The sequence below is a fragment of the Burkholderia seminalis DSM 23518 genome, assembly GCF_902832885.1.
GTDB classification, from domain to species: Bacteria; Pseudomonadota; Gammaproteobacteria; order Burkholderiales; family Burkholderiaceae; genus Burkholderia; species Burkholderia seminalis.
In genome coordinates, this window is the sequence record NZ_CADFDK010000004.1 from 1 (window position 1) to 16,262 (window position 16,262).

At 66.2% G+C, this 16,262-nt stretch carries 13 protein-coding genes, 2 rRNA genes and 1 riboswitch; of the genes, 7 read left to right on the top strand and 8 right to left on the bottom strand.

Features of this window, described 5'->3' with window-relative positions; translation table 11 throughout:
* From HWX00_RS14260 to HWX00_RS14270, 3 genes are all read left to right on the top strand, one after another.
* Positions 1-74: ribosomal RNA gene (locus HWX00_RS14260) — 23S ribosomal RNA — on the top strand; the annotation flags it as partial.
* A 156-nt stretch (positions 75-230) separates the two neighbouring features.
* Positions 231-343 (top strand): 5S ribosomal RNA (gene rrf, locus HWX00_RS14265).
* Between the two features lie 554 nt (positions 344-897).
* Positions 898-2,322: a DHA2 family efflux MFS transporter permease subunit gene (locus HWX00_RS14270; protein WP_175028831.1), complete on the top strand. Its 1,425-nt coding sequence runs from the start codon at positions 898-900 to the stop codon at positions 2,320-2,322.
* Between the two features lie 360 nt (positions 2,323-2,682).
* Here the strand turns inward: HWX00_RS14270 and HWX00_RS14275 are convergent, their stop codons facing one another.
* The 3 genes from HWX00_RS14275 to HWX00_RS14285 all read right to left on the bottom strand — a co-directional run bounded on the left by HWX00_RS14275 (position 2,683) and on the right by HWX00_RS14285 (position 6,065).
* Positions 2,683-3,426 carry a 2OG-Fe(II) oxygenase gene (locus HWX00_RS14275; protein WP_034190628.1) on the bottom strand — a complete coding sequence of 248 codons (744 nt, stop codon included), beginning with the start codon at positions 3,424-3,426 and terminating at the stop codon, positions 2,683-2,685.
* A gap of 288 nt (positions 3,427-3,714) precedes the next feature.
* Entirely contained in the window at positions 3,715-5,307 is a 1,593-nt protein-coding gene (locus HWX00_RS14280) for an inorganic phosphate transporter (protein ID WP_034190627.1), read from the bottom strand.
* Positions 5,308-5,447: 140 nt separating this feature from the next.
* Complete coding sequence (locus HWX00_RS14285) at positions 5,448-6,065, bottom strand: histidine phosphatase family protein (RefSeq protein WP_175028832.1); 618 nt, start codon at positions 6,063-6,065, stop codon at positions 5,448-5,450.
* Positions 6,066-6,115: 50 nt separating this feature from the next.
* A riboswitch (cobalamin riboswitch) is annotated at positions 6,116-6,254 on the top strand.
* Positions 6,255-6,287: 33 nt separating this feature from the next.
* On the opposite strand from HWX00_RS14285, the gene HWX00_RS14290 reads away from it, so the two are divergent.
* Positions 6,288-6,497, top strand: coding sequence for a CbtB domain-containing protein (locus HWX00_RS14290; protein WP_006488502.1), 210 nt, complete (start codon positions 6,288-6,290; stop codon positions 6,495-6,497).
* 13 nt (positions 6,498-6,510) lie between these two features.
* Complete coding sequence (locus tag HWX00_RS14295) at positions 6,511-7,245, top strand: CbtA family protein (protein ID WP_175028833.1); 735 nt, start codon at positions 6,511-6,513, stop codon at positions 7,243-7,245.
* A 22-nt stretch (positions 7,246-7,267) separates the two neighbouring features.
* Here the strand turns inward: HWX00_RS14295 and HWX00_RS14300 are convergent, their stop codons facing one another.
* Entirely contained in the window at positions 7,268-8,176 is a 909-nt protein-coding gene (locus HWX00_RS14300; RefSeq protein WP_034190624.1) for a LysR family transcriptional regulator, read from the bottom strand.
* A gap of 128 nt (positions 8,177-8,304) precedes the next feature.
* Here HWX00_RS14300 and metE point away from each other — a divergent pair, with 128 nt between their 5' ends.
* A complete protein-coding gene (gene metE, locus HWX00_RS14305) occupies positions 8,305-10,599 on the top strand; it encodes a 5-methyltetrahydropteroyltriglutamate--homocysteine S-methyltransferase (RefSeq protein ID WP_175028834.1) in 2,295 nt (764 codons plus the stop codon).
* An 80-nt stretch (positions 10,600-10,679) separates the two neighbouring features.
* Here the strand turns inward: metE and HWX00_RS14310 are convergent, their stop codons facing one another.
* The 3 genes from HWX00_RS14310 to speB all read right to left on the bottom strand — a co-directional run bounded on the left by HWX00_RS14310 (position 10,680) and on the right by speB (position 14,679).
* Positions 10,680-12,179 (bottom strand): purine-cytosine permease family protein, encoded by a 1,500-nt coding sequence (locus HWX00_RS14310; protein ID WP_175028835.1) that lies wholly within the window; start codon positions 12,177-12,179, stop codon positions 10,680-10,682.
* A 165-nt stretch (positions 12,180-12,344) separates the two neighbouring features.
* Positions 12,345-13,670, bottom strand: a complete 1,326-nt coding sequence (locus tag HWX00_RS14315; RefSeq protein WP_034190621.1) for an MFS transporter — start codon at positions 13,668-13,670, stop codon at positions 12,345-12,347.
* Positions 13,671-13,722: 52 nt separating this feature from the next.
* A complete protein-coding gene (gene speB, locus HWX00_RS14320; RefSeq protein WP_059557429.1) occupies positions 13,723-14,679 on the bottom strand; it encodes an agmatinase in 957 nt (318 codons plus the stop codon).
* 138 nt (positions 14,680-14,817) lie between these two features.
* On the opposite strand from speB, the gene HWX00_RS14325 reads away from it, so the two are divergent.
* The gene (locus HWX00_RS14325; protein ID WP_175028836.1) at positions 14,818-15,729 is read left to right on the top strand and encodes a LysR family transcriptional regulator; all 912 of its coding nucleotides are present in this window, start codon (positions 14,818-14,820) and stop codon (positions 15,727-15,729) included.
* Positions 15,730-15,789: 60 nt separating this feature from the next.
* On the opposite strand, the gene HWX00_RS14330 is transcribed toward HWX00_RS14325, so the two are convergent.
* The gene (locus HWX00_RS14330; protein WP_034180918.1) at positions 15,790-16,254 is read right to left on the bottom strand and encodes an Lrp/AsnC family transcriptional regulator; all 465 of its coding nucleotides are present in this window, start codon (positions 16,252-16,254) and stop codon (positions 15,790-15,792) included.
* Between the last annotated feature and the right edge of the window lie 8 nt (positions 16,255-16,262).

Genomic DNA, 16,262 nt, shown 5'->3' on the forward strand with positions numbered 1-16,262 from the left:
GTTGATAGGTCAGGTGTGTAAGCGCAGTAATGCGTTCAGCTAACTGATACTAATTGCCCGTAAGGCTTGATCCTATAACAAGTCTGCCTTGTGGATCGGCGCCGTGTGAAAGCACTGGCTGCAAGATCCAGAGCGACATGTTGGATTCTCGTGTGTGATACACACAACCTAAATTACTGCTTCTTCCAAGATTAGTTCTGTTGGCCACGCCAGCAGAACAACCCCCTTTGCCTGATGACCATAGCGAGTCGGTCCCACCCCTTCCCATCCCGAACAGGACCGTGAAACGACTCTACGCCGATGATAGTGCGGATTCCCGTGTGAAAGTAGGTAATCGTCAGGCTCCCTAAGCCAAGAACCCCCGCCCGACCAGGCGGGGGTTTTTGCATTTCGGCGACGGAAATGCACGTGCGCGGCCACGTGCAATGCGGCCGAAACCGAGATGGCCAATGATCTGGAATCTGGCATCTGCCGGGCTCGAGCAATCCGCCCGCCAGACACCTCTCGAATCCCCCCCGGCACGTCCTTCTACGGATCACGTCAATCCATCCTCAGTCAGCGCCCGGTCGATGTCGCTACACCAGGCGGCAATGTCTGATGGCCGATGATGGGCGAAATTCGTCGACAATAATCGACAAATACCGCTTCTGGTGAAAAAAGCCCCGCTTCATCTACCCACTTTCGACTCGCCCCGTCGAATTGATCGTGTGCGCCCGTCGGCGAATACATCACGAACTCGTCATAAAAATCTATGCGCATAAAGTCCATTTTCGCGACATGCGTTGCAGAGCGGAGAGCAGGCCCTTCGGGGTAATATCGCCATTCGTCCCGATCGGCTGCGCTCGTCCGCATCCGCTGGCGATCGGGGTCTCCCGCATTCCGTTTCCTGCATCGTTCATGACTGACAGCCCTGCTCAAGGTGGTCGGACGACCGACTTCTTGCCGTATCTCGTGGCCGCAACGTTCTTCATGGAGTACCTCGATACGACCGTGATCGCGACCGCGCTGCCGCAGATGGCGCGCTCGTTTGGCGTCGGGCCGAACGCGCTGAGCCTCGGGATGACGGCCTACATGCTGGCGCTGGCCGTATTCATTCCGATCAGCGGCTGGATCGCGGACCGCTATGGATCGCGCACGGTATTCGCGAGTGCGATCGTCGTCTTCACCGGTGCGTCCGTGCTGTGCGGGCTGTCCGACGGCGTCGGGACGTTCACGGCTGCGCGGTTGCTGCAGGGCGTCGGCGGGGCGATGATGGTCCCGGTCGGACGGATGATCGTCGTGCGCAGCACCGAGAAGGCCAAGCTGATGCGTGCGATCGCGACGATCACGTGGCCGGGCATCGTCGCGCCTGTGGTCGGGCCGCCGATCGGCGGCTTCATCACGACCTATGCGTCATGGCGCTGGATCTTCCTGCTGAACGTCCCGTTCGGCATTGCCGCGCTCGTCTGTACCTGGCTGATCGTCCGGAATACGCGGGCCGACGAACAACGGCCGCTCGACTGGGTTGGATTCGTGCTGGCCGGCGGCGCCTTGACTTGTCTGCTGATCGGCACCGAGGCGGCTGGGCAGCAGGATGTCGACTTCACGCGTGCGGGCGTCCTGGTGGGTGCAAGCGTGCTGTTCGGCCTGGCCGCATGGCTGCATGCACGACGTTACGCACATCCGCTGCTCGATTTCACGACGCTGAAGGTGCCGACATTCTCGGTGACGGTGATCACCGGTTCGGTCACGCGGATGGCGATCAATGCCGTGCCGTACCTGCTGCCGCTGCTGTTCCAGATCGGCTTCGGGCTGTCGCCGTTCCAGTCCGGCCTGCTGCTGCTCGCGAGCGCGCTCGGCAATCTGGGCATGAAGGCGGGAACGTCGTGGATTCTCGACCGATACGGCTTCCGGCGCGTTGCACTCGTCGACGTGACGATCGTCGGCGTCTTCACGATCGCGTGCGGTTGGCTGACCGCGTCGACGCCGCTGGCGATCACGCTGCTCGTCGTATTCGTCTACGGGCTGACGCGGTCGATGCAGTTCACGACGCTCGCGACGCTTGCCTATGCGGATATCCCGGCTCATCAGACGAGCGCGGCCAGCACGCTGTGGAGCGCCGCGCAGCAGATGACGATCGGGATGGGGATCGCGTTCGGTGCGTTGTCGCTGCGGGTCGCGGCGTTGGCGCGCGGCGATGCGGCCGGCATGCATTACGTGCTCGACGACTTCCGCTGGGCATTCGTCGCGGCAGGCGTGCTCGCACTGTTGACGTTGCCGGGCTATGCGCGGCTGGCCTCGGACGCAGGCGACCGGCTGCGGGCGAACGTGGCGCGAGGATAGGCCCGGACTTCAAGTCGCATTGCGTTGCGACAGGTGAGCATGCCGGTTCCCCGTCGTTCACCTCGAGTGCCGATTCGTCATGGCTGAGATGGCCTGACGGTTATCACAATCGATCGTCTGTCGCCGAGGGTGAGTGAGCGGACCGAGGAGCAATGCTGGATCGTGACGCGGGCGGCAGGGTAACGCGGATAGCCGGGTAACGCTGCACATCACACGCATTTACGCCGCCGAAATGCAAAAGCCCGCGCCGGATCGGGCGGGGCCTGGCTTGGCGGCGCAGGGCAATGGCGCGCGGCGTGTCCGGTTTGAATCCGGTGTGTGGCGATCGGCACGCCCTCATCAGCGTCATCCCGATTCTTGCTACTGCGCGTCGTGAAAGATGAGGCCCAACGTGTGACGGTGGCCGCTGCGAATCCGGCTCACGCCGTGGCGCAGGTTGACGCGATAGACGCCGCGCGTCCCCTGCACGGGCCGGCCATGCACGGCGAAAATCACCGCATCGCCTTGCATCAACGGCACCACTTCCGCGCGTGATTGCATGCGCGGCCGCTGTTCCGTCAGCACGAATTCCCCACCCGTGAAATCGCGGCCCGGCGCCGACAGCAGGATCGCGACCTGCAGCGGAAACACGTGCTCGCCATAGAGATCCTGATGGAGACAGTTGTAGTCGTCGGGACCGTATTGCAGGATCAGCGGCGTCGGTCGCGTCTGTCCTGCCGAGTGGCAGCGATCGAGGAAGGTCGTAGAGTCTTTCGGATAGCGGACGTCGATCCCGAGTGCCTGGTTCCAGCGATTCGCGATCGGCGCGAGATGCGGGTAGAGCGTCGCGCGCAGCTCGGCGATGACCGCTGGCAGCGGATACGCAAAATACTTGTATTCGCCGCGACCGAACCCGTGCCGCGCCATCACCACGCGTGAACGATAAAGTGCATCCCGCGGATACAGCGCCGCGAGCGCATCGCACTCGTCCGTCGAAATCAGGCCCGGCACATGCGCGCATCCGTACCGATCGAGTTCGGCGCCGACAGTCGGCCAGTCGAGGGTGTCGACGCGTCGAGCGATGTCCGGCGATGCGATGGCAGGTTGCAGATCGGCGATGTTCACGGGCGTCCCTCGGTTCGTCAGCGATGTGGCGCCGGGTCGCGCGAAACGCCCGGAAGCATTGCGTGCATGGTTGCGGCCACGGAGAAAGTCGACGAACCCAGTCTAACGACGTTCGTGTGCGGATGCGCTCCAGATCTTGCGCTTCAATTCGGAACGAGGAGGGGACGGCATGGTGCGCGCACGGACATTCGAACGCTGCGGCGGATCGGTGCGGAGAGGCGCGGAGGCGAGCGGTGAATCTTCCATGACAGGCGGCCGGCTGATACCGGCCACCCGTTGCAACCCGAATCAAGCCAGCGACCGGAACAACCAGTAGAGCCCGCCGGCAAGCGCGATCGACGCCGGCAGCGTCAGCACCCACGCGAGCACGAGGCTGCGCACCGTGCTCCATTGCAGTCCGGAGCCGTTCGCCGCCATCGTGCCCGCGACACCCGACGACAATACGTGGGTCGTCGACACGGGCAGGCCGTACACGTCGGCGGCGCCGATCGTCAGCATCGCGACGAGTTCGGCCGATGCGCCCTGTCCATACGTCAGATGCTGCTTGCCGATTTTTTCGCCGACGGTCACGACGATCCGCTTCCAGCCGACCATCGTGCCGAGGCCCAGCGCGATCGCGACGGCGACCTTCACCCAGGTCGGGATGAACTTGGTCGCGTGGTCGAGCTGCTTGCGATAGTTGTCGATCGCGAGCTTGTCGTCGGCGGCGAACGCGGGCTGACCGGACTTCTCGATCAGGCGGATGGCTTCGGAGACGAGATACATCGTGTTGCGCACGTTGTCGACGTCGCGCTGCGGCACGGCCGCCATCGAGCCCGACGCGCCGACCGCGGTCGCGAGCGACGTCGACAGTTGCTGCACGGCCGGCAGCACGGCGGGCGTCAGTTCGCGATGCTGAACGTAGTGCTCGACGTCGGCGCGCGGGTTCGCGGACGGCGCGACGCCGTTCGTGTACTTGCCGAACGTCGCGGCCGCCTGGTTCGCGACCGCCACGAAGGTTTGCGATTCGGCCGGCGTGACGGCCTTGTTCAGCGCATACGCGGTCGGCACCGTGCCGATCAGGATCAGCATGATGAGGCCCATCCCTTTCTGTCCGTCGTTCGACCCGTGTGCGAACGACACGCCCGTGCAGGTCAGGATCAGCAGGCAGCGAATCCAGAACGGCGGCGGCTGATCCTTCGGCGGCTCCTTGTACAGCTCGGGAATCCGCACGAGCGCTTTCAGCACGAGCAGCAGCAGCGCCGCGCACAGGAAGCCGACGATCGGCGAGACCAGCAGCGACTTGCCGACGCCGAGCGCTTGACCCCAGTCGACGCCGCTCGTGCCGGACGGCCCGTGCATCAGCTGGTTCATCAGCCCGACGCCGATGATCGACCCGATCAGCGTATGCGAGCTCGACGAGGGCAACCCAAAATACCAGGTCGCGAGGTTCCACACGATCGCGGCGATCAGCAGCGCGAACACCATCGCGAAGCCCGCCCCGCTGCCGACCTGCAGGATCAGCTCGACGGGCAGCAACTGCAGGATCCCGAACGCGACGGCGCCGCTCGAGACCATCACGCCGAGGAAGTTCCACATGCCCGACCAGATCACCGCGACGTTCGGCGTCAGCGAATGCGTATAGATCACGGTGGCGACCGCATTCGCGGTGTCGTGGAAGCCGTTGACGAATTCGAAGCCGAGCGCGATCAGCAATGCCGCGCCGAGCAACAGGTACGGAAACAGCGAGCCTTCGCGGACCGGCGACAGATCGTCGAACAGGTGCGTGCCGATATAGAGGGCGCCGAGCACGAGCACCAGCAGGAACACGGCATAGCCGATCTGCCTGGTACGTTCGATGGAGCCGGCGTTGTTCGGGGCGGACGAAGCAGGTTGATTCATGACGGCATCTCGTGAGGGAACCGCGTCCGATCCTAGCGGTGACCAGCAGTCAGTTTGATGACAGTCGGGACCACGAACGGCGTGTCTTACGGGATGTAAGCTGATTGGCCGAATGCTCGGCGCTGCATCGCCCTGATCGCTCACATAGTGGGCGCAACGGTGGTTGACGCACCGGCATCGCGTCGGTCGTCATCCGGCGCGACCCATGACCAGCCGTCCGGCGAAGCGGCGAACGTCGTGCATGACAGCGGCGCGATGTCGAGACGCACGGCCGCCGCCGGATCCATCCGCAGCACATGCGCGAGGGCCGCACGGACGAGCGGCGCGTGCGTGATCGCGATCACGTCGCGACCGGGCGGCAGCGCGTTCAACCATGTGCCGACCCGATGCGCGGCGGCTGCGAACGATTCGCCGCCGTGCGGCGAAGCGGACGGATCGCCGATCCACGCGGCAAGTTCGCCCGGCAGATCGCGTGCGAGGTCGCTCAGGCGCTTGCCGCGCCAGTTGCCGTAGTCGATGTCGCGCAGCGCGTCGTCGACGTCGGCGCGCAGCCCGAGCGCATCGGCGGTCTGCCGCGCACAGCATGCGGGGCTGCACAGCACGACGAGCGATCCGCCGGCGCGTGACCACCGGCCGCGCCACGCGGCAGCTTCGGCGCGCCCGCGCGCGTCGAGCGGATCGTCGTCGGGGAACGTGCCGGTGCGCATCGCCCGGGTCGATGCGTGTGCGATCAGGCGCAGCGAGGCATGCAGGGTCATGTCGGTGGTCGGATGATCCGGAACGGGACGTGATTGTCACCGCGCGATCACTTCAATACGCGCCCGTTCGCGCGTACAATTCGCCCGATACGAAACGCGGAAGCCGGTGCAATTCCGGCGCGGTCGCGCCACTGTAACCGGAGAATCGACGATCCCGGAAGCCAGACCTGCCTTCGTACCCATCCATCATTTGTCGGGGCGCGATTCCCCTGAGGTGCATCCATGAGCGAAGCAGTGCTGAAGCCGGCGGTCGTGCCGGCCCCCATCCCCGTCCGTGAACTGTTGCCCTGGGCCGTATTCGTCGGCCTGATCCTGTTGCTCGCCCTGTATTTCGTCGGCGCGGAACAAGGCGCGACGTCGCTCGTGCCGGGCATGTATGTCCACGAGTTCGTCCACGATGGCCGCCATCTGCTCGGCTTTCCCTGCCACTGACGCGGAGCACACGATGGTCGGAAAGCTGCTCATGCGCGGGATGCTCGCAGGCATCGCCGCGGGCCTCATCACGTTCGGTTTCGCGAAAATCGTCGGCGAACCGCAAGTCGATCGGGCGATCTCCCTTGAAGAAAAACTCGATGCCGCCAAGGGCGACGAGCCCGGGCACGATCACGAGGTCGAACTGGTCAGCCGCCACACCCAGGCCGGCCTCGGCCTGCTGACGGGCGTCGTGACCTATGGCGCGGCTTTCGGCGGACTGTTCTCGCTGGTCTTTGCCTATGCGTACGGGCGCGGCGGCCGCCTGCCGGCACGGCAACTCGCCGCGTGGCTCGCGCTGGGGGCGTTCATCGCCCTCGTGATCGTGCCGAACATCAAGTACCCGGCCAATCCGCCGGCGGTCGGCGACCCCGATACGATCGGCCAGCGCACGGGCCTGTTCTTCCTGATGATCGCGATCTCGATCGCGACGATGGTGTTCTCGGTCGGCGTGCGCCGCCACCTGCTGGCGAAGCTCGGTCAATGGAACGCGTCGATCGTCGCGGGCCTCGTGTTCGTCGCGATCATCGCGGCCGTGCAGCTGGGGTTGCCGTCGTTCGACGAGGTACCGGCCGCATTCCCGGCTGCCTTGCTGTGGAAGTTCCGCGTCGCCGCGCTCGGGATGCAGGCGATCATGTGGACGACGATCGGCCTGCTGTTCGGCGCCTGGGTCGAACGCAGCGAACGCATCGCGATGCGCGCCGCCTGACGCGCATGCCGGACGAGCGCGCCTAGCGCAGCATGCGCGGCGCGCTCCACGTCGATTCGCGCGCCAGCGCGACGAACGCGGCCAGATAGTCGATCGATGCATCCGCCTCGCGGATGCCGAGGAAGATCTGCTTCGCGATTCCCTTCTTGCCGAGCTTGACCGGCACGACCGGCATCCGGTCGGCGTACTCGTCGGCCAGCCATCTCGGCAGCGCGGCCACGCCGCGCCCGCTCGCCACCATCTGCAGCATGATGTCGGTCGTCTCGATCGACTTGTGCCGCCTCGGCACGATGCCGGCCGGCGTCAGGAACTGGTTGTAGATGTCGAGCCGGTCGGTTTCGACGGGGTACGTGATCAGGATCTCGTCGGTCAGCTGCTCGGGCGTGACGTAGTCGGCGTTCGCGAACCGGTGCGAGTCGGCGACCACCAGCACCTGCTCGTAATCGAACACGGGATCGAAGCGCAACCCCGGCTTGTTCAACGGGTCGGGTGTCACGAGCACGTCGACGTCATGGCCGAACAGCGCGCCGATGCCGCCGAACTGGAAGCGCTGCTTCACGTCCACGTCGACGTCGGGCCAGCGCGACAGGTACGGCGACACGACCTTCAGCAGCCACTGGTAGCACGGGTGGCATTCCATCCCGATGCGCAGCGTGCCGCGCTCGCCCTTCGCGTACTGCTTCATCCGCTCCTCGGCGAGTTCGAACTGCGGCAGCAGCCGGTTCGCCAGTTTCAGCAGGTAGTGCCCGCCCTGCGTGAGCCGCAGGCCGCGGCCTTCGCGGTCCCAGATCGGCGTGCCGAGCTGCTGCTCGATCTTCCGGACGGTATGGCTGAGCGCCGATTGCGTGAGGTGCAGCGCATTGGCGGCCGCCGTCAGCGAGCCCTGGCGCTCGACTTCACGAATGACGACGAGATGGAATCGTTCCAGCATGGATGGGGGTCACGCAATGAATGCATGAACAAATTTGATGGATGAATGAAATAATGCCATTTTATTTCATGTGTTGAAATCCCTATGATGACTGCCGGATCTTCAATTTTTCTCTGGACGGCAGCTTCATGGTCACGACACACAATCTCGGTTTCCCGCGCATCGGCGCGAAGCGCGAACTCAAGTTCGGTCTCGAGCGCTACTGGAAGGGCGAATCGTCGCGCGACGCGCTGAAGGCGCTCGGCGCCGAGCTGCGCCGGCGCCACTGGCACGATCAGCGCGACCTGGACCTGGCGCCGATCGGCGATTTCTCGTTCTACGACCAGGTGCTCGACATGAGCTTCACGCTCGGCAATCTGCCGAAGCGCGTGCAGGACTTCCACGGTGATGCGCTCGACAACGCCTTCCGCGTCGCGCGCGGCCGGTCGGCGCAATCGGCTGAAGAACACGCGGCGTGCTGCGGCGGCGTCGCGGCCGGTGAAATGACGAAGTGGTTCGATACGAACTACCACTACATCGTCCCGGAATTCCACGCCGACACGAACTTCTCGCTCGATCCGTCGCGCCTGCTGCAGCAACTGGCCGAGGCGACCGCGCAGGGCGTGAACGCGAAGCCGGTGATCCTCGGCCCCGTCACGTACCTGTGGCTCGGCAAGGCGAAGGACGATTCCGATCGCCTCGCGCTGCTGCCGAAGCTGCTGCCCGTGTACGGCGCGCTGCTCGACACGCTGACCGCGCAGGGCGTCGAATGGGTGCAGATCGACGAGCCGATTCTCGTGACCGAACTCGATGCCGAATGGCGCCAGGCCTTCCGCACCGCCTACGCGGTGCTGGAAACGCGCCGCATCAAGCTGCTGCTCGCGACGTACTTCGGCCAGCTTCAGGACAACCTGACGCTCGCGGCGTCGCTGCCGGTCGACGGCCTGCATGTCGACGCGATCAACGCCCGCGCCGAAATCGACGCGCTGGTTCGTGAGCTGCCGGCCGAACGCGTGCTGTCGGTGGGCGCGATCAACGGCCGCAACATCTGGAAGACGGACCTGAATGCGACGCTCGACTGGCTCGAGCCGCTCGCGAAGCAGCTCGGCGATCGCCTGTGGCTCGCGCCGTCGTGCTCGCTGCTGCACGTGCCGGTCGATCTCGCGAGCGAGGACAAGCTCGATGCGGAAATCCGTTCGTGGCTCGCGTTCGCGCTGCAGAAGCTCGATGAGCTGAAGGTGCTCGCGACCGCGCTGAACGAGGGCCGCGACGAGGTGGCCGGGGCGCTCGCCGCGAACGCCGCCGCGATCGCTTCGCGCCGCCGCTCGCCGCGTGTGAACAACCCGGCGGTGAAGGCCGCGATCGCGCGTATCGATGCGCAGCTCGGCAACCGCGCGAGCCCGTATCCGCAGCGTGCGCCGAAGCAGTCGGCGCGCCTGAACCTGCCGGCCTTCCCGACGACGACGATCGGTTCGTTCCCGCAGACCGCCGAAATCCGCCACGCGCGCAGCCGGTTCAAGGCCGGCGCGCTGGACGAAGCCGGCTACCGCACGGCGATGCAGGCCGAGATCGAACGCAGCGTCCGCGAACAGGAATCGCTCGAACTCGACGTGCTCGTGCACGGCGAAGCCGAACGCAACGACATGGTCGAATACTTCGGCGAACAACTCGATGGCTACGCATTCAGCCAGTTCGGCTGGGTGCAGTCGTACGGGTCGCGCTGCGTGAAGCCGCCGATTCTGTTCGGCGACATCAGCCGCCCGAAGGCGATGACGGTCGAATGGATCACGTACGCGCAGTCGCTGACGGACAAGCCGATGAAGGGCATGCTGACCGGCCCCGTGACGATCCTCAACTGGTCGTTCGTGCGCGACGACCAGCCGCGCTCGGTGTCGTGCTACCAGCTCGCGCTCGCGATCCGCGCAGAAGTGCTCGATCTCGAGAAGGCCGGCGTGCGCGTGATCCAGATCGACGAGGCCGCGCTGCGCGAAGGGCTGCCGCTGCGCCGCGCGCAGTGGGGCGAATACCTGAAGTGGGCGGTCGAGTCGTTCCGCATCACCGCGAACGGCGTGCGGGACGATACGCAGATCCACACGCACATGTGCTATTCGGAGTTCAACGACATCATCGCGTCGATCGCCGACATGGATGCGGACGTGATCACGATCGAGACGTCGCGCTCGGACATGGAGCTGCTCGACGCGTTCGACGATTTCAGGTATCCGAACGAAATCGGGCCGGGCGTGTACGACATCCATTCGCCGAACATCCCGACGCAGGATCATATCGTCGGGTTGATGAAGAAGGCGGCCGAACGGATTCCGGCGGAACGCCTGTGGGTGAACCCGGATTGCGGGCTGAAAACGCGGCAGTGGGCGGAGGTGATTCCGGCGCTGACGAACATGGTCGCCGCCGCGAAGACGTTGCGCGCCCAGGCGCGGTAACGTAGCGCATGCTGCGCGCTTGCCGCCGGGATCGATGACCCGGCAGGCAACCTGCGCGCCGCGATGCGCCGCGCGCGCCGTCACGCGTGTTCGTGACGGGGCGTGTCGGCGAGCGTTTCGGGAGACCGTGCGTCGGCGATCACGCGTCGTTCGCGTTCGAGATCGAGCGAACGCGACAGCACCGCATACACGGCACCCGCGACGGCCAGCCCGACGAGCCATGCGATATCGACGCCACCCAGCATGCGTGCGAACGGGCCGACGAAGACCTCGCGGTTCGCTTCGGCATCGAAGATGGAGAAGAACGGCACCATCGCGGCGAAGCCGGCCAGGTACGCGACGATGCCGCGCGGCTGCCACGCGCCGTAGAGTCCGTCCGGCGTGAAGAAGTGCGCGATCGCGTAGCGGCCGCGCCGCACGAAGAAGTAATCGACGAGGTTCACCGCGGTCCACGGCACGAGGAAGTAGAGCATCAGCGTCAGGAACGTCTGCAGCAGTGCGATGCCGTTGCCGCGGATCGCGAACACGCAGGCGAGCACGAACGTGCTGATCGCGACGATCGACGCGACGCGCGCGCGGCGTGTCGGCCGGATCGGCACGATCGAATCGGCGGCGGTCAGGACGGTCAGCATCGCGCTGTATGCATTGAGCGCGATGATCGGCAGGAAGCCGACCAGCGACACGATCGCGATCAGCTTGCCGAGGCCCGGCACCAGCGACGAGCCGACGTCGTTCATCGCGACCAGCGCATCGGCCGCGTGCAGCTTCTGCGCGAGCCATGCGCCGAGGCCGATCATCCAGGTGCCCGACAGCGACGCGCCGGCGAAGATCACGGCGATCAGCTTCGCGCGGCTCGTGTGCTTCGGCAGATAGCGCGAATAGTCCGACACGTACGGCGCATAGGAGATGTTGTAGCTCGCGGCAATCGCGAACTGTGTCGCGAAGGCGATCCCGTTGAAGCTCGGCGCGGCCGGCGCAACGGCGGCATGGGGCGGCGCCGCATGGCCGAACACGAGCGCGAGCGTGACGAGCGCATAGAGCGGCAGCGTCGCGATCAGCGCCCACGTGAAGGTCCGGTGCATCAGGTCGTGGCCGTAGATCGCGAGCAGTGCGCCGGTTACCACGGCCGCGACGGCGACGAAGCCGCCGTCGATTCCGAATACGCTGTGCACGCCGTCGACCATCAGCGATACGTTGACGACATTGAAGCCGACGAACACGAACAGCGTCGCGAGCAGCGCGACGATCACGCCGCGATAACCGAATTGCGCGCGCGACTGGATCATCTGCGGCAGGCCCATCTCCGGCCCCTGCGAGCCGTGGAACGCCATGAAGATCGTGCCGAACATGATGCCGAGCGCGCCCGCAAGCGTCGTCCAGCCCGCCGACAGGCCCATGCCCGGCCCGACGAAGCCGATCGAGATCGTGAAGAAATGGAAGTTGCCGAGAAACCAGAACGGGCCCTGGCTGGCGAGCTTCGCATGGCGTTCGTGTTCGGGGATGTAGTCGATCGAATGGTGCTCGATCGTGAGGCCGGCCGGTTCGGCGCGGCCGACATCGAGGGTGTCGGGGCGGTTCATGACGGCAATGTCTCCAGGGTCGCGCGGTCGTTCGATGCGACCGCGTGCGCGTGCCTGCCGCGACGCCGTTGCGGCAGGCAATCAAGGGCGGGGAAAGCAGCGGGCGGTGCGACGCGCCGCCCGATGAAAAACGGGCAGGCGAAGCGCCTGCCCGTCGTGCGGACGCTACGCGGTGCGCGCGCCGCGCGGCAGCGCCGCGTTCGTCTTGCCGGGCGCGCCGACATCGTCGATGCCGACGCGGCGCGAGATCAGCCACACGCACAGCGACGACAGCACGGCCGCACTCGTGTACTGGAGCGCCAGCGGCCACCATTGCGGCGCGGTGTTCTGCGCGATGATGGTCGCCACGAGCGGCGTGAGGCCGCCGGCGAGCGCGCCGCACACCTGGTACGCGATCGAGATCGCCGTGTAGCGGATCCGCGCGACGAAGATGCCGCTGACGAAGCCCGCGACGACCGCGTAGTAGCCCGATTCCGCCAGCGTCGCGAGGCCGACGCCGACCGTGATCGACAGCGGCGTACCCATGTGCACGAGCGGCAGCATCACGAACGGGACGAGGGCGGCCCATGCGCCGGTGATCAGCAGCACGCGCGTGGTGCCGAAGCGTTGCGCGAGAAACGCGGCCGCGAGCTGCACGACGAACTGCAGCACCGCGACGATCGTCATGCAATGCAGCACCATCGACCGGTCGAGCGACAGGAACTGCGTCGCATAGCTGATCATGAAGATGTTGCTGAAATACACGCCGGCGATGCCGTATACGTTTGCACCGATCGCGAGCAGCAGCAACGGCCAGTACTTGAGCGCCTCGCGCAGCGGTTGTTGCGCGATGTTGCCGCTCTTCCTGACCTCCTCGAACTCGGGCGACTCGGACACGCTCGCGCGGATCACGAAGCCGACGATCAGCAGGACGGAACTTGCGAGGAACGGCACGCGCCAGCCCCAGCTCATCATGTCGTCCTTCGACAGCGTGCTGATCGCGCCGAACGCGAGCATCGACAGGATCAGGCCGCTGGCGCTGCCGAGCTGCGCGAACGACGCGAAGAACGTGCGCTTGCCTTCGGGCGCGTGCTCGCCGGCGAGCAGCACCGCGCCGCCCCATTCGCCGCCGACCGCGATGCCTTGCAGCACGCGCATCAGCACGAGCAGGACCGGCGCGATCACGCCGGCTTGCGCGTGGGTCGGCAGCAGGCCGATCGCGACGGTCGACACGGCCATCAGCATCAGCGTCGCAAGCAGCGAGCGCTTGCGGCCGAAGCGGTCGCCGAGATAGCCGAACATCACGCCGCCGAGCGGCCGTGCGAAGAAACCGACCGCGAACGAGCCGAACGACGCGAGCAGGCTGATGAAGCGGTTTTCGCCGGGAAAGAACAGCGGCCCGAACACGATGGCGGCGGCGGTCGCGTAGCTATAGAAGTCGTACCACTCGATCGTGGTGCCGACGAACGAAGCGAGCGCCGCCCGCTTCGGTTGCTTGACGGAAGTCCCCATCTTTATATGTGCTCCTCTGGAATCCTCTGATTTGGAATAGGGGGGGGCGGGATCAGTCCCGGTACGCGACGCCCGGCAGCACGCACAGCAGCTCGTACGCGAGGTTCGCGCCGAGCAGCGCCGTGGTGCCGAACGGGTCGTACGGCGGCGCGACTTCGACGAGGTCGCAGCCGACGATGTTCAGCCCCTTCGCGCCGCGGATGATCTCGAGCGCCTGCGGCACCGTGAGGCCGGCGATTTCCGGCGTGCCGGTGCCCGGTGCGTAGGCCGGGTCGATGCCGTCGATGTCGAAGCTGATGTAGACGGGCGTGTCGCCGACGCGGGCGCGCACTTCTTCCATCAGCGGCGCAAGCGACTTGTTCCAGCATGCCTCGGCCTGGACGACGCGGAAACCCTGCTCGCGGCACCAGTCGAAATCCTCGGCCGCGTAGCCGGTGCCGCGCAGGCCGATCTGCGTGACCTTGTCGCCGTGCAGCAGGCCTTCCTCGACCGCGCGGCGGAACGGGGTGCCGTGCGCGATCTTTTCGCCCATCATCGTGTCGTTCACGTCGGCGTGTGCATCGACGTGGATCAATGCAACCTTGCCGTGCTTGCGGTGGATCGCGCGCAGGATCGGCAGCGCGATCGTGTGGTCGCCGCCGAGCGTGATCGGCTTGCAGTCGTGCTCGAGGATCGCGTCGTACGCGGCTTCGATGCGCGCGATCGAATCGTGCAGGTTGTACGGGTTGATCGCGACGTCGCCGATATCGGCCACCTGCAGCGAATCGAACGGCGCGGCGCGCGTGGCCATGTTGTACGGGCGCAGCAGCACGGATTCGGTGCGGATCTGGCGCGGGCCGAAGCGTGCGCCGGTGCGGTTGGACGTGCCGAGATCGAACGGCACGCCGACGAAACAGGCGTCGAGGCCTTCGGCGCTCGCCACGTGCGGCAGGCGCATCATCGTCGCGATACCGCCGCAGCGCGGCATTTCATTGCCGCCGAGCGGCTGGAAATGGGGGTGGTCGTTCATGGCTGTCTCTTCCGGTGTGGGGTTGCCGTATCATGCGACGCGGCCTGGCGCACAGTTTTACGCGCTCCGCCGGGAAAGAAGAATGCGAAGATATCGACGTAAACATCGATTTTCATCGATGTATGGAAGGGGATGAACGTGCTGGGGAATCTGTCGACCCTCGATCTACGGTTGATCCGCGTGTTTCTCGCGGTCACGGACGCGGGCGGCGTATCGGCCGCGCAGGCCGTGCTGAACGTCGGGCAGTCGACGATCAGCGCGCAGCTGTCGTCGCTCGAGACGCGGCTCGGCTACCGGCTCTGCGAGCGCGGCCGTAGCGGCTTCCGCCTCACGCCGAAGGGCGAGCGGTTCCACGCGATGAGCCGCAAGCTGCTCGCGGCGCTCGACGAATTCGGGATGGCCGCGCGGCACATGGGCCGCCAGCTGGTCGGCACGCTGAACATCGGCCTGATCGGTCATACGCCGGTGAGCCAGAATGCGCGGATCGCGGAGGCGATCGCCGCGTTCCGCACGCGCGACGAAGCCGTGCGTTTCTCGATTTCGGTGCGCGCGCCGGGCGATCTCGAGGAGAAGCTGCTGAGCGACGAGATCCAGATCGCGGTCGGCTACTTCTGGCACCGCGTGCCGTCGCTGCACTACACGCCGCTGTTCATCGAGCGCCAGGTCGCCTATTGCGGCCGCGGCCATCCGCTGTTCGACGGGGCCGGCATGCTGACGCCGGCCGACGTCGCGGGCTTCGAATGGGCGTGGCGCTCGTATCCGCTGCCGGAGGCGCAGTTGTCGACCACGCCCGACCGCGTGACCGCGACGGCCGACAACATGGAAGCCGTCGCGCTGCTGATCCTGTCCGGCCACCATCTCGGCTACCTGCCGCAACACTTCGCGGCGCCGTACGTCGCGCAGGGGCTGCTTGCCCCGCTCAATCCGGAGGCGCTGCGCTACGACGTGACGTTCCACATGGTCGTCGCGCGCAACGGGCGCGGGAATCCGCTGGTCGAGGCGTTTCTCGAGGATCTCGAACGCGCGCATCAGGCGCCCGACGCGGCATGACGCCGCGGGCGCCAACCATGTGAACCAGCGTTACGCCGGGGCGGCTGGCGCAGCCGCGCCTCACGGTACCGGCAAGCCCGCGTCGTGCTTCACCTCGCGTAGCGACAGCGCCGACTCGATCGAGGTTACGCCCGGCAGCATCCGCAGCGAGTCGCGCAGGAACGTGCCGTAGTCGTCGAGGTCGCGCGCGACCACCTGCAGCAGGTAGTCGGCCGTGCCCGCGACGTTGTGGCACGCGAGGATCCGCTCGATGCCGAGCACTTCCCGTTCGAACCGGTCGGCGACCTTGCGGTCGTGCGTCGCGAACCGCACGAGCACGAACGCGACGACGCCGAAGCCGAGCGCCTGCCGCGACAGCTGCGCGCGGTAGCGCTCGATGTAGCCGTCGCTTTCGAGCCGCTTGAGGCGCCGCGCGCAGGGCGTCTCGGACAGGCCGACGGATTCGGCGAGGCGGGCGATCGGCATGCGGCCGTCGCGCTGCACCGCGGCGAGGATGGCGCGGTCGGTTTTGTCGAGCTCGGTCATGTTGGCGG

Coding starts and splice junctions, on each gene's coding strand:
- HWX00_RS14270 (WP_175028831.1), top strand. CDS start 898: ATGACTGACAGCCCTGCTCAAGGTGGTCGGACGACCGACTTCTTGCCG.
- HWX00_RS14280 (WP_034190627.1), bottom strand. CDS start 5,307: ATGAATCAACCTGCTTCGTCCGCCCCGAACAACGCCGGCTCCATCGAA.
- HWX00_RS14285 (WP_175028832.1), bottom strand. CDS start 6,065: ATGACCCTGCATGCCTCGCTGCGCCTGATCGCACACGCATCGACCCGG.
- HWX00_RS14290 (WP_006488502.1), top strand. CDS start 6,288: ATGAGCGAAGCAGTGCTGAAGCCGGCGGTCGTGCCGGCCCCCATCCCC.
- HWX00_RS14295 (WP_175028833.1), top strand. CDS start 6,511: ATGGTCGGAAAGCTGCTCATGCGCGGGATGCTCGCAGGCATCGCCGCG.
- HWX00_RS14300 (WP_034190624.1), bottom strand. CDS start 8,176: ATGCTGGAACGATTCCATCTCGTCGTCATTCGTGAAGTCGAGCGCCAG.
- metE (WP_175028834.1), top strand. CDS start 8,305: ATGGTCACGACACACAATCTCGGTTTCCCGCGCATCGGCGCGAAGCGC.
- HWX00_RS14310 (WP_175028835.1), bottom strand. CDS start 12,179: ATGAACCGCCCCGACACCCTCGATGTCGGCCGCGCCGAACCGGCCGGC.
- HWX00_RS14315 (WP_034190621.1), bottom strand. CDS start 13,670: ATGGGGACTTCCGTCAAGCAACCGAAGCGGGCGGCGCTCGCTTCGTTC.
- speB (WP_059557429.1), bottom strand. CDS start 14,679: ATGAACGACCACCCCCATTTCCAGCCGCTCGGCGGCAATGAAATGCCG.
- HWX00_RS14330 (WP_034180918.1), bottom strand. CDS start 16,254: ATGACCGAGCTCGACAAAACCGACCGCGCCATCCTCGCCGCGGTGCAG.